The 16,679-nt window shown below is 60.1% G+C and carries 13 protein-coding genes; 12 read left to right on the forward strand and 1 reads right to left on the reverse strand.

Annotation, left to right across the window (positions count from 1 at the left end):
- Positions 1–41 precede the first annotated feature (41 nt).
- Entirely contained in the window at positions 42–1,208 is a 1,167-nt protein-coding gene (locus tag ACFOZ5_RS19595; RefSeq protein ID WP_379890583.1) for an MFS transporter, read from the forward strand.
- On the opposite strand, the gene ACFOZ5_RS19600 is transcribed toward ACFOZ5_RS19595, so the two are convergent.
- A complete protein-coding gene (locus ACFOZ5_RS19600; protein WP_379890562.1) occupies positions 1,201–2,067 on the reverse strand; it encodes a LysR family transcriptional regulator in 867 nt (288 codons plus the stop codon). The genes ACFOZ5_RS19595 and ACFOZ5_RS19600 overlap by 8 nt on opposite strands.
- A 323-nt stretch (positions 2,068–2,390) precedes the next feature.
- Between ACFOZ5_RS19600 and leuC the strand changes: the two genes are divergently transcribed.
- From leuC to folC, 11 genes are all read left to right on the forward strand, one after another.
- Entirely contained in the window at positions 2,391–3,809 is a 1,419-nt protein-coding gene (gene leuC, locus ACFOZ5_RS19605; RefSeq protein ID WP_379890563.1) for a 3-isopropylmalate dehydratase large subunit, read from the forward strand.
- Positions 3,810–3,826: 17 nt separating this feature from the next.
- A complete protein-coding gene (gene leuD / locus ACFOZ5_RS19610) occupies positions 3,827–4,474 on the forward strand; it encodes a 3-isopropylmalate dehydratase small subunit (protein WP_379890564.1) in 648 nt (215 codons plus the stop codon).
- A 26-nt stretch (positions 4,475–4,500) separates the two neighbouring features.
- The gene (gene leuB / locus ACFOZ5_RS19615; RefSeq protein WP_379890565.1) at positions 4,501–5,574 is read left to right on the forward strand and encodes a 3-isopropylmalate dehydrogenase; all 1,074 of its coding nucleotides are present in this window, start codon (positions 4,501–4,503) and stop codon (positions 5,572–5,574) included.
- A 388-nt stretch (positions 5,575–5,962) separates the two neighbouring features.
- Positions 5,963–7,078, forward strand: coding sequence for an aspartate-semialdehyde dehydrogenase (gene asd / locus ACFOZ5_RS19620; RefSeq protein ID WP_379890566.1), 1,116 nt, complete (start codon positions 5,963–5,965; stop codon positions 7,076–7,078).
- A 424-nt stretch (positions 7,079–7,502) separates the two neighbouring features.
- Positions 7,503–10,622 (forward strand): FimV/HubP family polar landmark protein, encoded by a 3,120-nt coding sequence (locus ACFOZ5_RS19625; protein ID WP_379890567.1) that lies wholly within the window; start codon positions 7,503–7,505, stop codon positions 10,620–10,622.
- Positions 10,623–10,727: 105 nt separating this feature from the next.
- On the forward strand, positions 10,728–11,633 hold the full coding sequence (truA, locus tag ACFOZ5_RS19630; RefSeq protein ID WP_379890568.1) for a tRNA pseudouridine(38-40) synthase TruA: 906 nt from the start codon (positions 10,728–10,730) through the stop codon (positions 11,631–11,633).
- Between the two features lie 12 nt (positions 11,634–11,645).
- A complete protein-coding gene (locus ACFOZ5_RS19635; RefSeq protein ID WP_379890569.1) occupies positions 11,646–12,302 on the forward strand; it encodes a phosphoribosylanthranilate isomerase in 657 nt (218 codons plus the stop codon).
- Positions 12,295–13,503, forward strand: coding sequence for a tryptophan synthase subunit beta (gene trpB, locus ACFOZ5_RS19640; RefSeq protein WP_379890585.1), 1,209 nt, complete (start codon positions 12,295–12,297; stop codon positions 13,501–13,503). The genes ACFOZ5_RS19635 and trpB overlap by 8 nt, the downstream gene beginning before the upstream one ends.
- Positions 13,504–13,543: 40 nt before the next feature.
- Entirely contained in the window at positions 13,544–14,356 is an 813-nt protein-coding gene (gene trpA / locus ACFOZ5_RS19645) for a tryptophan synthase subunit alpha (RefSeq protein ID WP_379890570.1), read from the forward strand.
- A gap of 41 nt (positions 14,357–14,397) precedes the next feature.
- On the forward strand, positions 14,398–15,333 hold the full coding sequence (accD, locus tag ACFOZ5_RS19650; protein ID WP_379890571.1) for an acetyl-CoA carboxylase, carboxyltransferase subunit beta: 936 nt from the start codon (positions 14,398–14,400) through the stop codon (positions 15,331–15,333).
- Positions 15,320–16,630, forward strand: a complete 1,311-nt coding sequence (gene folC / locus ACFOZ5_RS19655; protein ID WP_379890572.1) for a bifunctional tetrahydrofolate synthase/dihydrofolate synthase — start codon at positions 15,320–15,322, stop codon at positions 16,628–16,630. Before accD ends, folC begins: the two co-directional genes overlap by 14 nt.
- The last annotated feature ends 49 nt before the right edge of the window (positions 16,631–16,679 follow it).

Consider the following 16,679-nt stretch of genomic DNA (forward strand, 5'->3'; position numbering starts at 1 on the left):
GGGGGCCGTAAGGCCCCTTAACGGCTTACCGGACGAGCTTAATCTCAAGGAAAACCGTTATTTACTGGCGACTTTCAAACCTCTACTTCTGGTTCTTTGCGCTGCTGGGATCGCTGCTGCCGTACTGGTCGCTGTACCTGGAAGGGCGCGGGTTTTCCTACCTGCAGATCGCCACGCTGATGGCGACCATTCAGCTCACCAAGATTGTGGCCCCCAGCGTGTGGGGCTGGATCGGCGACCAGACCGGTCTGCGGGTGCGGCTGGTGCGCTTCGGAGCGGTAGTGGGCTCGTTGTGCTTTGCCGGCGTGTTCCTGGAGCCCGGGTTCTACGGGCTGCTCGTGGTGATGCTGCTGTTTACCTTCTTCTGGAACGCCATACTGCCCCTGTATGAGGTCATTACCCTGCGGGTGCTGGGTTCAAAGAAGGAAAAGTACGGCCGTATCCGGCTCTGGGGATCCGTGGGCTTTATCGGCGGCGTCGCGATTATCGGCGCCATTCTGGAGTTCATTCCCATCACCATGCTGCCATGGCTTTTGTTGCCGGTATTCGCCGGCATAGCCGTGTCGGCTTTCCTGGTGCCTTCGGAGCGTGGTGCCCGCAAGAGCACTGCCCCAAACGGCAGTCTAAAGGCCATCATCGGCCACCCGGCGGTGATTGCCTTCTTCGCCATGAACTTCCTGCTACAGGTGTCCCACGGGGCCTACTACACCTTCTTCAGTATCCATCTGGAACAGCATGGCTACGGCAAACTGCCCATCGGCCTGCTCTGGTCCCTTGGAGTCATCGCCGAAATCGGCCTGTTCCTGATCATGCACCGGCTGACCCGGTACTTCACGGTGCGCCAGATCGCCATCGGTGCCTTGCTGCTTACCATGCTGCGCTGGATCCTGATTGCAGAGGTCACCGACGTGGTGCCGGTACTGATCTTTGCCCAGCTGTTGCATGCCGCCTCCTACGGGGCACTGCATGTTATTTCCGTACAGTACGTCCAGGGCTTCTTCGGCCAGCATCACCACGGCCAGGGCCAGGCTCTCTACAGCGGCCTGACCTTCGGCGCCGGCGGGGCCATAGGCGCCTGGCTGTCCGGCTTCCTGGTGGACGGTTTCAGCACCTCCGCCGCCTTCTGGGGTGGTGCTGTCGCCATGGTGTTCGCCGTCTTCATTACCTGGCGCTGGCTGCAACCGCCACCGGAATCGACAGCTACCTGATTTCGCCAGCGATGGCCAGCAAGGCCCGCGCCTGAGCGCTCAGCGATCGCCCCCTCAACCCGATGGCCCCCAGAAAGCGGCTGACGCGATGGGCGACGGGTAGCACCGTCAGGGACTCGTCCACCATCCGCACTGGCAACACGCTCCAACCCAGTCCGACACCGGCCATTACCTTCAGGGTTTCCATGTAGTTGGTGGGCATTGGCAGATTAAGCGACAGGTCTGCATCCAGAAACAGCCGACTCACCGTCCGGTAAGTAGCGGTTCCGGCCTCCGGCAAGAGCGCGTCATAGCCTGACAATGCCGACAGATCAGGTGCTTCAAGAGTGGCCAGCGGATGATCGGGCGACACCACAAACACCATCTCGTCCTCCCACCGGGCATGTACCTCGAAGGACTGATCCATGCTTTCACTGAGGGTCACAAACGCCAGCTCCGCCGAACGCCTGCGCATCCGGTCATAGGCCCCTTCCGAATCCGTAAACTGCAGCCCGAGGGTCACGTCCGGATAGTCCTGGTTCAGTCTCTGCAGCCATGCAGGCAGATGGTGGAGACCGATATGGTGACTGGCGATCAGTGAAAGGTGGCCTGAGACTGCTCCGTCGCGATCCTGCAAGGAGAGGCGGGCATTGTGGACCTCGTCAAGAATGCGGCGGGCGTGGGGCAGTAGCCGGGCTCCAGCGTCCGTTAATCGAATCTGGCGATGACTGCGTTCTAATAGTGGTGAGCCTAGTTGAGTTTCGAGTGCTGCAAGGCGTTTACTGATAGCTGGTTGGGTGAGGTGCAGTGTTTCAGCGGCTTCAGAAAAAGATCCTTGGTCAACGATAGTCACGAAGGCTTTCAGAGCGTTGGAATCCATCAGTAATGTTCTCTAGAGGCTAGCAGGAGGTTTTGGGGGACCGGGAGGGGGATGGCTTTTCCGGACCGTCGAGCGCCAGGGATGGCGCTCGTCGAGCCCTACAGGGATGTACTTGCGGGGCGTGTCCGGAAAAGCCATACCGCTCCCTGGCCCTTGCTCCGGAATTTCAGGCTGAGACATAGTCTAATCAGAAATGTCGATAGAATTCCAGTTGGGAATGAATCGAATAAAAAACATGAATTGAGGTTATCCGGAGCAGGGGAGTAGAATCCCACCCATAGCAGTCAAAACGAAGACCCGAATAACCGAGAGAGACCAAAACCATGGCGGGCAAGACCTTATACGACAAATTGTGGGACGACCACCTGGTCAAACAGCGGGACGATGGCTCCGCATTGATCTACATTGACCGGCACCTGCTCCACGAAGTCACCTCACCCCAGGCCTTCGAAGGCCTGCGCCTGGCCGACCGCAAACCCTGGCGCATCGACGCCAACATTGCGACGCCGGACCACAACGTCCCAACCACCGACCGTGAGCGCGGCATCGAAGGCATCGTCGACCCGGTGTCCCGCATCCAGGTGGAGACACTCGACAAGAACTGCGACGAGTTTGGCATTCTCGAATTCAAGATCAAGGACCAGCGCCAGGGCATTGTCCACGTGATCGGGCCGGAGCAGGGCGCCACACTGCCGGGCATGAGCATCGTCTGCGGTGACTCCCATACTTCCACTCATGGCGCCTTCGGCTGCCTGGCCCACGGCATCGGCACCTCTGAAGTCGAGCACGTACTGGCCACCCAGTGCCTGGTCCAGCAAAAAATGAAAAACATGCTGGTCAAAGTGAACGGCAAGCTCGGCCCCGGGGTTACTGGCAAGGACGTGGTACTGGCCATTATCGCTCGCATCGGTACCGCCGGCGGTACCGGCTATGCCATCGAGTTTGGCGGCGACGCCATCCACGACCTGAGCATGGAAGCCCGCATGACCATCTGCAACATGTCCATCGAAGCCGGTGCTCGTGTCGGCATGGTCAGCGTTGACGACACCACCATCGACTACGTCCGGGGCCGCCCCATGGCGCCAAAGGGCGAACAATGGGACAGGGCCGTGGAGTACTGGCGTACCCTGCACAGCGACGACGATGCCGTGTTCGACAAAGTGGTTGAACTGGAAGCGTCCGACATCCAGCCGCAGGTCAGCTGGGGTACCTCCCCGGAAATGGTCACCGGTGTCGGCGGCAACGTGCCCGATCCCGCCGCCGAGGAAGACCCCATCAAGCGGGAAGGCATCGCACGCGCGCTCAAGTACATGGGCCTCGACGCCAACATGAAGATTACCGACATCAAGCTGGACCGCGTTTTCATCGGCTCCTGCACCAACAGCCGGATCGAGGACCTGCGCGAAGCCGCCAAGGTGGTGAAGGGCCGCAAGGTGTCTCCGATCCTCAAGCAGGCCATGGTGGTACCCGGTTCCGGTCTGGTTAAAGCACAGGCCGAGCAGGAAGGGCTGGACAAGGTCTTTCTGGAAGCCGGCCTGGAATGGCGCGACCCGGGCTGCTCCATGTGCCTGGCCATGAACGCCGACAAACTCGGGCAGGGGGAGCATTGTGCCTCCACCTCCAACCGCAACTTCGAAGGCCGTCAGGGCTTTGGTGGCCGCACCCACCTGGTGAGCCCGGCCATGGCCGCGGCCGCCGCCATCAACGGCCATTTCGTTGATGTCCGCGAGATGTTGAACTGATCCACAGGAGACAGACCATGAGAGCATTGCAACAGCACAAGGGCGTCGTCGCCCCCATGGACCGGTCCAATGTGGATACGGACATGATTATTCCCAAGCAGTTTCTCAAGTCCATCAAGCGGACCGGGTTTGGGCCCAACCTGTTTGACGAGCTGCGCTACCTGGACGAGGGCAAACCGGACCAGGACTGCTCCAACCGCCCCATCAACCCGGATTTTGTGCTCAACCAGGATCGCTACAAGAATGCCAGCGTGCTACTGGCCCGGCGTAACTTCGGCTGTGGTTCCAGCCGTGAACATGCCCCCTGGGCCCTGGACGACTTCGGTTTCCGGGTGATTATTGCCCCGAGCTTTGCCGATATCTTCTACAATAACTGCTTCAAGAATGGCCTGTTACCCATTGTTCTTGATGAAGAAGTTGTAGAAAAACTGTTCCAGGAAACCTACGACAACGAAGGTTACCAGCTGTCCGTGGACCTGGAGGCAAAAACCGTCACCACACCGTCCGGCGAGTCCTTCACTTTCGAGGTGGATAACTTCCGTCGCCACTGCCTGCTCAATGGCCTGGACGACATTGGAGTCACCCTGGAAGATGCCGACCGTATCCGGGACTATGAAAGCCAGCGTCGCCAGACCGCCCCCTGGCTGTTTAACGCCGGCCCTTAATTCAAGCGAAACCACAGGAACAAGACATGTCCAGAAGCGTATTGATGTTGCCCGGCGACGGCATCGGCCCCGAGATCGTCGCTGAAGCCGAAAAAGTGCTGAAGAAAGTCAATGAACAGTTCGAACTGGGGCTTCAGTTTGACCACGGCCTTGTTGGCGGTGCCGCCATCGACGAGACCGGTGAGCCGCTGCCCGGCAAAACACTGGATCGTGCAGAAAAATCCGATGCCATTCTGCTTGGTGCGGTGGGTGGCCCCAAGTGGGACAAGCTGGAAATGGCCAAGCGGCCGGAGAAAGGCCTGCTGGGGCTGCGTTCGAACCTGAAGCTGTTCGCCAACCTGAGGCCGGCCATTCTCTACCCGCAACTGGCGTCTGCTTCATCACTGAAGCCGGAAGTGGTCTCCGGCCTGGATATCATGATCGTTCGCGAGCTGACCGGTGGCATTTACTTCGGCCAGCCCCGGGGTGTCCGTAAACTGGAAGGCGGTGAGCGTCAGGGCTATAACACTTATGTGTACAGCGAATCCGAGATCCGCCGGATTGGCCGTGTCGCCTTCGAGGCGGCACAGCAGCGCAGCGGCAAGCTGTGTTCCGTCGACAAGGCCAATGTCCTCGAAGTCACCGTGCTGTGGCGGGAAATCATGGACGATCTGGCCAAGGAATACCCGGATGTCGAGCTGTCCCACATGTACGTGGATAACGCCGCCATGCAGCTGGTCCGCGCGCCCAAGCAGTTCGACGTGATTGTGACCGGCAACATGTTTGGTGATATCCTTTCGGATGAAGCGGCCATGCTCACCGGCTCTATCGGCATGCTGCCGTCCGCCTCGCTGAACTCAGAAAAACAGGGTATGTACGAGCCCTGTCACGGGTCGGCGCCGGACATTGCCGGGCAGGGCATCGCCAATCCGCTGGCCACCATCCTCAGTGGCGCCATGATGCTGCGCTACAGTCTGGGCGAGGAAAAAGCCGCCGAGGCCATCGAGGCGGCGGTCAGCAAGGTACTGGACCAGGGCTTGCGCACCGCGGACATCATGTCCGAGGGGGCGAAACAGGTATCCACCCGTGAGATGGGTGACGCTGTTCTGGCAGCCCTGTAAGGTACAGGCTTGATTCAGTCGAAACCCGACGGCAGCACAACGCCGCTGCCGCGGGATCATTCATCCTGTCCCTGCCAGCGATAACGGTAGCGGGCGGGCATTAGGTACTCCGTCAACACAATATTGCGTTATTCAATCAGTGCGGAACCGGTTCAGTGCAAGGCGTTTTCTCGAAGGCATAGTGGGTCTATGTCGAGAGGAAACAACGCAGCAATGAGTCGGTTCCGCGCTGACCCGGAGGGCGCCAAACATAACACGGCCTGCTGTGTTGCACTGGTTCGACATAGCACCACTATGGCTTCACCAGTGCGCCTTGCAGGACGCGTTCTGTTTAGCGCTGAATAACGCAATATTATGTTGACGGAGTACCAAGGTTCAAAGGTCACACATGAAGCGAGTTGGACTTGTAGGTTGGCGTGGCATGGTGGGCTCTGTCCTCATGCAGCGCATGCGTGAAGAAAACGATTTTGCCGATATCGATCCGGTGTTTTTCTCCACTTCCCAGACCGGGAAGCCGGCCCCGGATGTTGGCAAGGAAGGCGTCCCGCCACTTCAGGATGCCTTTGATGTCGGCACCCTGAAAACCATGGACGTGATTGTCACCTGCCAGGGTGGCGACTACACCACCGCGGTCTATCAGAAACTCCGCGATGCCGGCTGGGAGGGCTACTGGATTGATGCCGCGTCGACCCTGCGCATGGTGGACCACTCCGTTATCGTACTGGATCCGGTTAACCGTAACGTCATCGACGCGGCGCTGGACAGGGGCATGAAGGACTATATCGGTGGCAACTGCACCGTGAGCCTGATGATGCTTGCCCTGGGCGGCCTGCTGGAGCAGGACCTGATCGAATGGGTCTCCCCCATGACCTATCAGGCAGCCTCCGGCTCCGGTGCCCAGAACATGCGTGAACTGCTCAACCAGATGGGCGTGCTCAAGGGTGCGGTCGCCTCGGAACTGGAGGATCCTTCCTCCGCTATCCTCGACATCGACCGCAAGGTCACCGACACCATGCGTTCCGGCAATTTCCCCACTGAGCACTTTGAAGTGCCGCTGGCGGGTAGCCTGATCCCGTTTATCGACAAGCAACTCGATAACGGCATGAGCAAGGAAGAGTGGAAGGCCGGCGTCGAGACCAACAAAATCCTTGGTCGCAGCGACAACCCGATTCCCATCGACGGCATCTGTGTGCGGATCGGCGCCATGCGCTCCCACAGTCAGGCGCTGACCATCAAGCTGAAGAAAGACCTGCCGGTGGATGAAATCGAGTCTATCCTGGCCAAGTCCAACGACTGGGTGAATGTGATTCCCAATGAGCGGGACGCCACCATCAACGAGCTTACCCCGGCCAAGGTGACCGGCACTCTCAGCGTGCCCATCGGGCGGATCCGCAAGCTGACCATGGGGCCGGAGTATATTTCCGCCTTCACGGTGGGGGACCAGTTGCTCTGGGGTGCGGCGGAACCCCTGCGGCGAATGTTGCGCATTCTGCAGGAACGTTAAAAAACTGTCGTTCCTCAGGGTGCGTAATGCCAACTGTGTACCGTTTCCGGTAACAGGTCAGGGGCGTCGGCTGAAATCAGTCGCCGCCCCTGTTATTTTTCCGGGGCCATTTCTCATTTTGTACCGGAAACCCGGCAGGAGTGACCGTTAAGAGTGCAAAATGGTGGCTTGCGCCTTGGTTGACCGGGGTGTGGTCGAGAGGCGACAAAATGAACGTCCGGTATTTCTAAACTCGGAGTCATAACTATTTCCGTGAAATACATCAGGAAGTGGTGCAAAGATGCGATGTGATTGATTGATAAAGCTGGCATTATCAACAATACTCTCTGAACTCTAATATTAAAAAAGCGAAAGTCATCCAACCTCGTCCGATTCTGTATTCAATTAGCGGTAACGAATAACGGAGACTGGTGAAGGAAAAAGCATGAAAGTACGCAAGCTTGCGGTTGCTCTGGCTCTGGCGGGAGGGCTTGGTTCCGGTGTCGCACAGGCATTGGGGCTCGGGGAGATAGAACTACAGTCCTATCTGAACCAACCATTGAATGCAGAAATTGATGTCAACCGGGTAGGGGGTGTCAGCCCTGGCGATATCATCGTCAACCTGGCGTCAGAGCAGGCATACGAGCGTGTAGGTTTGCGTCGTGACTACTTCCTTACGCGTCTCAATTTTGAGGTGACCACGGCTCCCAACGGTGACGTGATTATAAACGTGACTTCCAGTGAGCCCGTTCGCGAACCCTATCTCAGTTTCCTGGTGGAAGTGACGTGGCCCAGCGGCCGTGTCATGCGTGAATACTCCCTGCTGGTGGATCCGCCGGTTTACGCCGAAGATTCCGGCCAGCCCGAGCCTGTACAGAGGTCTCAGGCCGGACAGACCGCCAGCCAGCCACGGGCTACCACGCAACAGGGTAGCCGGGCACCTTCAGCAGCTGCCAGCACGACCCGCTCCACTGTGGGCGACACCCTGACCGTTCAGGCGTCTGATACGCTCTGGGAAATCGCCCAGCGGGTGCGCCCGGACAATAACGTTTCCATGCAGCAGGTCATGCTGGCTATCCAGGACCTGAATCCGGACGCCTTTATTAACGGCAACATCAACCGTATCAAACGTGGCGCCGTGCTGCGGGTGCCGGATGCGGACCAGGTCCGCTCACGCACCCAGGCCCAGGCCAACCGGGAAGTGGCGGCCCAGAATCGCGCGCTTGCCCAGCCTGAGCCACAGGTTGATGCCACCCGGTCCGAGGTTGCAACGTCAGCTGCCGGCGACGGTGCGGCCCAGGCCGGTTCCGATGAATTGCGGCTGGTGGTGCCCGAGGACGGGGATGATGCCCGCAGTGAAGGTTCCGCCGGTGGTGATGGTCGCCAGGGTGGGACGGCCGACGCAGGCGAGGCGATTGCGCTGGAAGAGCTTGATCGTGTAGAGCGGGAAAATGAAGAACTCAACAGCCGCGTTGAAGACCTTCAGGATCAGGTGGAAACGCTTCAGCGGCTGATTGAGCTGAAGGACAACCAGCTTGCCGAAATTCAGGGCGGTATGGCGGCTGACGGGGAAGAACCCGTCGACGGCGCAGCCGATGCCACCGTCGATGGTTCTGATGCGGCCGGCATGGAGGCTGGTACCGGAGAACCGGCAGCTGATGAGCCCGCGGCCACAGACGAAGAAAGCGGCGATATGACCACCGCCCCGGATGGGGAGGAAGCTCCCCCCGCCGACCAGGCCATGGATCCGGAGTTGGCCGACGATGAGGGCATGGCCGCTGGTGAAGAAGCCGACGGCATGGTCGCAGAGGAAGACACCGGCATGGAGCCGCAACAGGAAGAACAGCCGGCAGACGCCGCTGATGGCCCTGTTGCCGCAACAGGCAGCCAGCCAGACGAGCAACAGGCATCGGCCCCCGAATCGGAACCGGAACAGGAGAAGGGGTTCCTGGAGACCGCTATCGACCTGATTGCGGGCAATTTCCTGTACCAGATTGCCCTTGGTGGCTTCCTGGTGCTTCTGCTGCTTGTGGTACTGCTGATTTCCCGCCGTCGTGCCAACAGGGAAGACGAGTTCTACCAGCAGCTGAATGACCACGATGATGACGATGGTTTCGAGCTGACCCTGGGCGAGGAAGAGGCCGCCGCCACCGCCAGCGCGCTGGAGGAAGCGGATCGCTACGTGTCCTATGGCCAACACGACGCTGCAGCGGAAGTGCTGGAGAATGCCATTTCCCGTGAGCCCAGCCGCTCGGACCTGCGACTGAAGCTGCTTGGGGTATACGCCGATACCGGTAACCGCGCGGCCTTTGATAAGCAGTATGCCGAACTGGATGCCATGGAGCTGGATGAAGCCAAGCCGGAAGCGGAGGCACTGCGGGCACGTCTGGAAGATGTTGAATCCACGCCCAGCATTGACGAGCTGGAATCCCAGCTGCGAGGAGGCGATTCATTTGGCGGCTCACAGCAGGCAGCACCGGACAATGAGGCTTCGGATATTGCCAGCACGCCGGTGGATGACGAAACCAACGAGCTGATCTCGTCGTTCGAGGAGCTCGATCGTCCGGAAGAGGATAGCCAGGAGCCGGCAGAGGAAAGCAAGGACGACGCTATCGAGTTCGATTTCTCCAGTCTCGATACCTCCGAAGACGCCGGTGGCGCCTCTGAACGTGCCGGTGATGAAAGTGAGGAAGAACCTGTGACCCGGCCCGCCACTGGCCGAGAGCAGGATGAGGACCTGCAATCGATCGATTTTGAACTGCCGGAAGACGTTGAGAGTTCCGAAAGTGGCACCGATGATGCCGCCGACGACTCCCTGGATCTGGAGGACGATTTCAGCTCCCTGGAGCTGGACGAAGCCGGCATCGACAGTGAACCGGCCGCGGAAGATGTGGAAGGCGCTGCCGAGCCGTCGGAGGAAGATAACCTCGACTTTGGTGATCTGGAACTGGATGCCGAGGACAAGGAACCTGTCGATCAGTCCGCCAACCCTGAAGACCAAGCGGATCTGGATGAGTCCTTCCTGGACGAACTGGACGCCGAGCTGGACAAGGTAACCTCCGGGGACGGCAAGGACGATGGACTGGAAGACCTGGAGCTGGATGTGTCTGACGAAGATCTGGAACTTATGGACCAGGCCTCTGAATCCGAGCTGGAAGACGAGAGCCAGCTTGATCTGGGCGACCTTGATCTGGATGAGCCGGATTCGGCATCGGCAGCCACGGGCGAGGAGCCGGCGGGAGACGACCTGTCTGACCTGGAAATCCCGGAGCTTGATAATGAGGCCATGTCGGACGAGCAGGATGTCAGCCCGGCTGACGACACCCGCTCACCGGAAGAGGGTGGAGCCAGCATCGATGAGATTGATGAGGCCTCCCTTGGCGATGACGATGATTTTGATTTCCTGTCCGGAACCGATGAGGTTGCCACCAAGCTGGACCTGGCCCGTGCCTACGTGGACATGGGGGACAGTGAGGGAGCCCGGGAAATTCTGGAGGAGGTCATCCTTGAGGGTAATGACGAGCAGAAAACAGATGCCAAATCCCTGCTCAAAAAACTGCCCTGATCCGTTATAATCCCGACCCATAACAAAACGCTGGCCGAGTGCCCCGAACGGGACACCCTGCCAGCGTTCTTTATGTCGTTCGCCCGCTACTGACCCGGTATAAGCTTGTTCCAGAAACCCGTTCCGTTAACCACTGAAAACGCCATAGGTCAGGGCCGGGTCGCCCTGGCACTGGAATACGATGGTGCGGCATACCATGGCTGGCAGCAGCAGAAGAGTGGTGTGCCGTCAGTGGAAGCGGCGCTCACCCAAGCCATCAGCAAGGTGGCCGATGAGCCCGTGGATGTGGTCTGTGCCGGTCGCACGGATGCCGGTGTGCACGGGAGCTATCAGGTAGTGCATTTCGATACCCGGGCGATAAGGAACCTTCGCTCCTGGGTGATGGGCATTAACACGGCTCTGCCATCGGGCATTGCCGTCCATTGGGCAGGCAATGCGCCGGAACCCTTTCATGCCCGCTTTTCCGCCGTGTACCGCCGCTATCGTTATGTTATCTTCAACGGTCCGGTGAGGCCGGCGCTGCTGGCACAGCAGGTGTCCTGGACGTTTCGGTCGCTGGACGAGAAGGCGATGCAGGCGGCAGCGTACCAGCTTGAGGGCGAGCACGATTTCAGCGCCTTCCGGGCGGCGGGTTGTCAGTCACGGTCTCCCTGGCGTTTTGTGGAGTTTGTGCGGGTTCATCGCCGGGACGACTTCGTGGTTATCGACGTCCAGGCGAATGCGTTCCTGCACCATATGGTTCGCAACTTTGCGGGCGCGCTGATGGCTGTGGGGCAGGGCAAGTACCCGCCGCACTGGCTGGGTGAGGTGCTCGTCTCCGGTGATCGCCGGCTTGCCGGTGTAACAGCACCTGCTGGCGGCCTGTATATGGTCGACGTTGGTTATCCGCAGGAATTCGGCATCCCGCAGGCCAGTTGCGGGCCGGCTTTTGTTCGCCCCTGGTTCGACCGCGCAACCAATGCGCCTGTGGCTCCGAGCTGGATACACCGCAAACCCCGTACACGTTCATAACAGAGGTCTGCCATGGGTCCCGTACGTACACGCACCAAGATCTGCGGTATCGCCCGGGTGGAGGATGCCCTGGTTGCTGCCGATGCCGGCGCTGACGCCATCGGGCTGGTATTCTACGGGCCTAGCCCCCGGGCTGTGACGCTCGAGCAGGCGGTGCAGATTGCCGAGGCGGTGCCGGCCTTCGTTACCCTGACCGGTTTGTTCGTCAACCCGACCCGGATGGATGTGGAGCAGGTTCTGGCCCGTGTGCCTCTCGATCTGCTGCAATTCCATGGCGACGAGACCCAGGATTTCTGCGGTCAGTTTCATCGTCGCTGGATCAAGGCTGTCCGGGTGCGTGGGCGCGACGACATCGAATCCGCCTTCGTTGACTGGAATCGGGCATCGGGTTTGCTCGTTGATGCGTATGATCCACAACGGTATGGCGGGACCGGCCAGAGTTTCGACTGGTCTGTCATACCGGAACAGCGTCCCCTGCCACTGATATTGGCCGGTGGTCTCAACTCTGCTAACGTTGCCACCGCTATTCGACAGGTTCAGCCGTGGGGTGTGGATGTCAGCGGTGGAGTGGAAGCTTCCGGCCCCGAAGGCACCCGCAAGGGGATCAAGGACGCCGCCAAAATTACCGAGTTTCTGAGCGAGGTTAATCGTGCCAACCAAACTGACTGAAGAGATGCTGAGCCAACTGCCGGATGCCAGGGGGCATTTCGGGGCTTACGGTGGTCGTTTCGTGTCCGAGACACTGATGGACTCGCTGATGACCCTGGAACGGGAATACCTCCGGATGAAGAAGGATCCGGAATTCCAGGCCGCCTTCGACAAGGACCTGGCCCACTACGTGGGACGTCCCAGCCCGCTGTATCATGCCGAGCGCCTGTCCCGTGAGACAGGGGGTGCCCAGATTTGGCTGAAGCGGGAAGACCTCAACCACACCGGCGCCCACAAGGTAAACAACACCATCGGGCAGGCACTTCTGGCCGCGTTCCTGGGAAAGAAGCGCATCATCGCCGAAACCGGAGCGGGTCAGCACGGGGTTGCCACAGCCACGGTCTGTGCCCGCCTCGGTCTGGAATGCCATGTATTCATGGGCGCCGAAGACGTCAAGCGCCAGTCCCTGAACGTTTACCGCATGAAGCTGCTGGGCGCTGAGGTGCACGCTGTCGAAAGCGGTACCCGAACGCTCAAGGACGCCATGAATGAAGCCATGCGCGACTGGGTCGCCAACGTCGACGATACGTTCTATATCATCGGCACCGTCGCCGGTCCCCATCCTTACCCCCTGCTGGTGCGGGACTTCCAGTCTGTTATCGGTCGCGAGACACGGGAACAGTCACTGAAGCAGGCCGGCAAGCTGCCGGACGCGCTGGTGGCCTGCGTGGGCGGTGGTTCCAACGCCATTGGCATGTTCTATCCGTTCCTGATGGACGAGTCGGTCCAGCTCTATGGTGTCGAGGCCGGCGGTCTGGGCATCGACACCGGTCAGCACGCTGCGCCTCTCGCGGCGGGGCGTCCGGGTGTCCTGCATGGCAACCGGACCTACCTGATGGAAGATGAGAACGGCCAGATTGCCGCCACTCATTCCGTTTCCGCGGGGCTTGATTACCCGGGTGTGGGGCCGGAGCACAGCTGGCTGAAGGATATCGGGCGCGCACACTATGTGTCGGTGACCGACGATGAAGCCCTTGCCGCGTTCCGGCACCTGACCCGCGTTGAAGGTATCATGCCCGCCCTGGAGACCGCCCATGCGGTGGCCTACGCGGTGAAACTGGCGGCTGAAATGGACCCGGAACAAATGGTCGTGATCAATATTTCCGGTCGGGGTGACAAGGATATCCACACCATCGCACAGCTTGACGGCATCGAGGCCTGACCCCGGTGTCCAACCAGTATTTTCTGATACAGGAGCATGCATGAGTCGAATTGCAGGGGTGCTGAATACGCTTGGGGAGCAGGGGCGAAAAGCCCTGATTCCCTATATTACCGCCGGTGATCCGCACCCGGATCAGACCGTTGACCTGATGCATACTCTGGCAGCAGCCGGTGCGGATATCATCGAACTGGGTGTCCCTTTCTCGGATCCCATGGCGGATGGCCCGGTGATCCAGCTGGCCTGCGAGCGCGCACTCAAGCACGGCACCTCACTGCGCCAGGTGATCGCCATGGTCAAGGCGTTCCGTGAAAAGGATGCGCATACGCCGGTGGTGCTGATGGGGTACCTGAATCCGATGGAGGCCATGGGCTTTGAAGCCTTCGCGGATGCGGCGGCGGATGCCGGGGTCGACGGTGTGCTCACCGTCGACCTGCCCCCGGAAGAGGCCGACAATGTGGCACCCCTGTTCAGCGAACGCCAGATGGATCCGATTTTCCTGCTTGCCCCCACCACCACGGATCAACGGATCCGTGCGATCAGTGAACACTCTTCGGGCTATGTGTACTATGTTTCCATAAAGGGCGTTACGGGTTCCGCCTCCATTGATGTGGAGGAAGTGGGGCGCAAGGTGGCCAACGTCCACAGGATCACCGCGCTTCCGGTGGGTGTCGGTTTCGGGATCCGTGACGCAGAAACCGCTGCCGCCGTGGGTAAGGTATCCGATGGTGTAATAGTCGGCAGCGTGCTGGTGGATACAATAGCCCGCCATCAATCAGATCCGGTCCGGTTGCAACAGGCACTTACGGATCTGCTGAGCCCAATGCGAGAGGCACTGGACGGGCTGGCCTCCTGACGGCTTCACGTTCAGTATGCATGGAATGACAGGATGACAACATGAGTAACTGGCTAGACAAGATCATGCCGAGCAAGATCCGCTCGGAATCCAAACAGCGAACCGGCGTGCCGGAAGGTCTGTGGAAAAAATGCCCCAAGTGCGGCGCCTTTCTCTATAAACCCGAGCTGGACAAGAATCTGGATGTCTGCCCGAAGTGCAACCATCACCTCAGGGTCAATGCCCGTCGCCGTCTGGAGATTTTCCTGGACGAGGATGGCCGTGAGGAAATCGCCAACGAACTCGAGCCATGGGACCGGCTCAAGTTCAAGGACACCCGCCGCTACAAGGAGCGTCTGGCGCAGAACCAGAAGGCCACGGGTGAGAAAGATGCCCTGGTGGTCATGCGGGGCAGTACTCTGGGCATTCCACTGGTAGCTTGCGCCTTCGAGTTCAATTTCCTCGGTGGCTCCATGGGGCAGGTTGTGGGCGAGAAGTTTGTTCGCGCCGCCAATATCTGCCTGGAGGAGCGCATTCCCCTGGTGTGTTTCTCGGCCTCGGGTGGCGCCCGTATGCAGGAAGCCATCCTGTCGTTGATGCAGATGTCCAAGACGGCCGCCGTGCTGGAGCGCATGAAGCAGGAGGGTATCCCCTACATCTCCGTAATGACCGACCCGGTGTTCGGTGGTGTTTCCGCCAGTCTGGCCATGCTCGGTGACCTGAACATCGCCGAGCCCTACGCCCTGATCGGTTTTGCCGGCCCCCGTGTTATCGAGCAGACCGTCCGGGAAAAACTGCCGGAAGGCTTCCAGCGCAGTGAGTTCCTGCTGGAGCACGGCGCGATCGACATGATCCTCCATCGTCACAAGATGCGTGAGCGCATCGCATCCGTACTGGCCAAGTTTACCGGCCTTGAGCAGCCCGCCTCGGAAGAACCCATCGAGTTCGAGGTATCTGAGCGTCCGGACTCCCCCGACGCGGCCAATGTCCAGGAGTGATACCAGGGTTCCCGCCCCCGCGGCGGGAGCCGGACTGACGGACTGGCTGAGCTACCTCGAATCCATTCACCCGGTGGAAATGGACCTGGGTCTGGACCGGGTGCTGCTGGTGCTGCGCAAGCTGATGCCGACCGGCCCCCGGGGTCGGGTCATCACCGTGGGTGGCACCAACGGCAAGGGCAGCACGGTAGCGGCGCTGGAAGCCCTGTTGCTGGCCGCCGGGCAGTCTGTCGGCTGCTATACCTCCCCCCATTTGCTGGCCTACAACGAACGGGTCCGGATTAACGGACACAATGTCAGCGACGAAGCACTGATCCGGGCCTTCGAGCAGGTGGAGGCTGCCCGTGGCTCGGTATCTCTGACCTATTTTGAGTTTGGCACCCTGGCCGCCTTCCTGGTAATGGCGGAGGCAGGCGTCGATAACCTGGTGCTCGAGGTGGGCCTCGGGGGGCGTCTGGATGCGGTGAACGTGCTGGATGCGGACCTGGCCGTGATTACCTCGGTCGATCTCGATCACACCGCCTGGCTTGGTGAGGATCGCAACGCCATTGGCTATGAAAAAGCCGGTATCCTGCGGCCCGGACAGGTCGCCATCTATGGGGACGATGATCCACCTGCCTCGGTGTTGCAGCAGGCTGCCGCCCAGAAGGTCCACCTGTTGCGTCCGGGGCAGGGCTACCGGGTAGTGCAGGATGAGTCTGCGCCAATGCTGGTGACCGACACCGGGCACCGCATTCATCTGCCCGGCAACAGCCTGCCCCTGAACAGTCTCGCCGCCGCCGCCCTGGCCAGCCTTGAGCTGGACCTGGGTCTGGGTGACTCCGACATTGCCGGTGTGCTTGCCGGCCTTACCCTGGCGGGTCGTTTCGAGCAGGTGGCAGGTTCGCCGGATGTATTCCTGGATGTTGGCCATAACCCCCATGCTGCCCAATGGCTTGCCCAGCGGTTGGCGTCGCTGCGCGCCTCAGGGACCTATCGTCGTTTACTGGCCGTCTATGCCGGGCTGGAAGACAAGGACTCGGCGGGTGTTGCGCGGGCGCTGGCCCCGGTCATTGACCACTGGTATATCGCCGGGCTGGATGTTCCCCGTGGGCTCTCCGGTGACGCGCTGTCGGAACGGATTCGACCGGAGTTGCCTGACATGGTGATGACCGTGGAAGGGCGGGTGTCTGATGCCATCAAGGTGGCTCTTGAGTCAGCCAGGGAAAACGACCTGGTGCTGGTTTTCGGGTCATTCTTCACGGTGGTTGCGGGCAAGGGCTATTTTGAGGTTCCCTCCGGGCAAACCAGCGAATGATCCGGACGGGGCGATGGCTCCGGCTGCCTTACCGTTCCGTCATGGGGGG

Source organism: Marinobacter lacisalsi, assembly GCF_042651045.1.
Taxonomy (GTDB): Bacteria; Pseudomonadota; Gammaproteobacteria; order Pseudomonadales; family Oleiphilaceae; genus Marinobacter; species Marinobacter lacisalsi.

Excerpts from the sequence above, each read along its gene's own strand:
- ACFOZ5_RS19600 (WP_379890562.1), bottom strand. The coding sequence starts at position 2,067 with ATGGATTCCAACGCTCTGAAAGCCTTCGTGACTATCGTTGACCAAGGA.
- leuC (WP_379890563.1), top strand. The coding sequence starts at position 2,391 with ATGGCGGGCAAGACCTTATACGACAAATTGTGGGACGACCACCTGGTC.
- leuD (WP_379890564.1), top strand. The coding sequence starts at position 3,827 with ATGAGAGCATTGCAACAGCACAAGGGCGTCGTCGCCCCCATGGACCGG.
- leuB (WP_379890565.1), top strand. The coding sequence starts at position 4,501 with ATGTCCAGAAGCGTATTGATGTTGCCCGGCGACGGCATCGGCCCCGAG.
- asd (WP_379890566.1), top strand. The coding sequence starts at position 5,963 with ATGAAGCGAGTTGGACTTGTAGGTTGGCGTGGCATGGTGGGCTCTGTC.
- ACFOZ5_RS19625 (WP_379890567.1), top strand. The coding sequence starts at position 7,503 with ATGAAAGTACGCAAGCTTGCGGTTGCTCTGGCTCTGGCGGGAGGGCTT.
- ACFOZ5_RS19635 (WP_379890569.1), top strand. The coding sequence starts at position 11,646 with ATGGGTCCCGTACGTACACGCACCAAGATCTGCGGTATCGCCCGGGTG.
- trpA (WP_379890570.1), top strand. The coding sequence starts at position 13,544 with ATGAGTCGAATTGCAGGGGTGCTGAATACGCTTGGGGAGCAGGGGCGA.
- accD (WP_379890571.1), top strand. The coding sequence starts at position 14,398 with ATGAGTAACTGGCTAGACAAGATCATGCCGAGCAAGATCCGCTCGGAA.
- folC (WP_379890572.1), top strand. The coding sequence starts at position 15,320 with ATGTCCAGGAGTGATACCAGGGTTCCCGCCCCCGCGGCGGGAGCCGGA.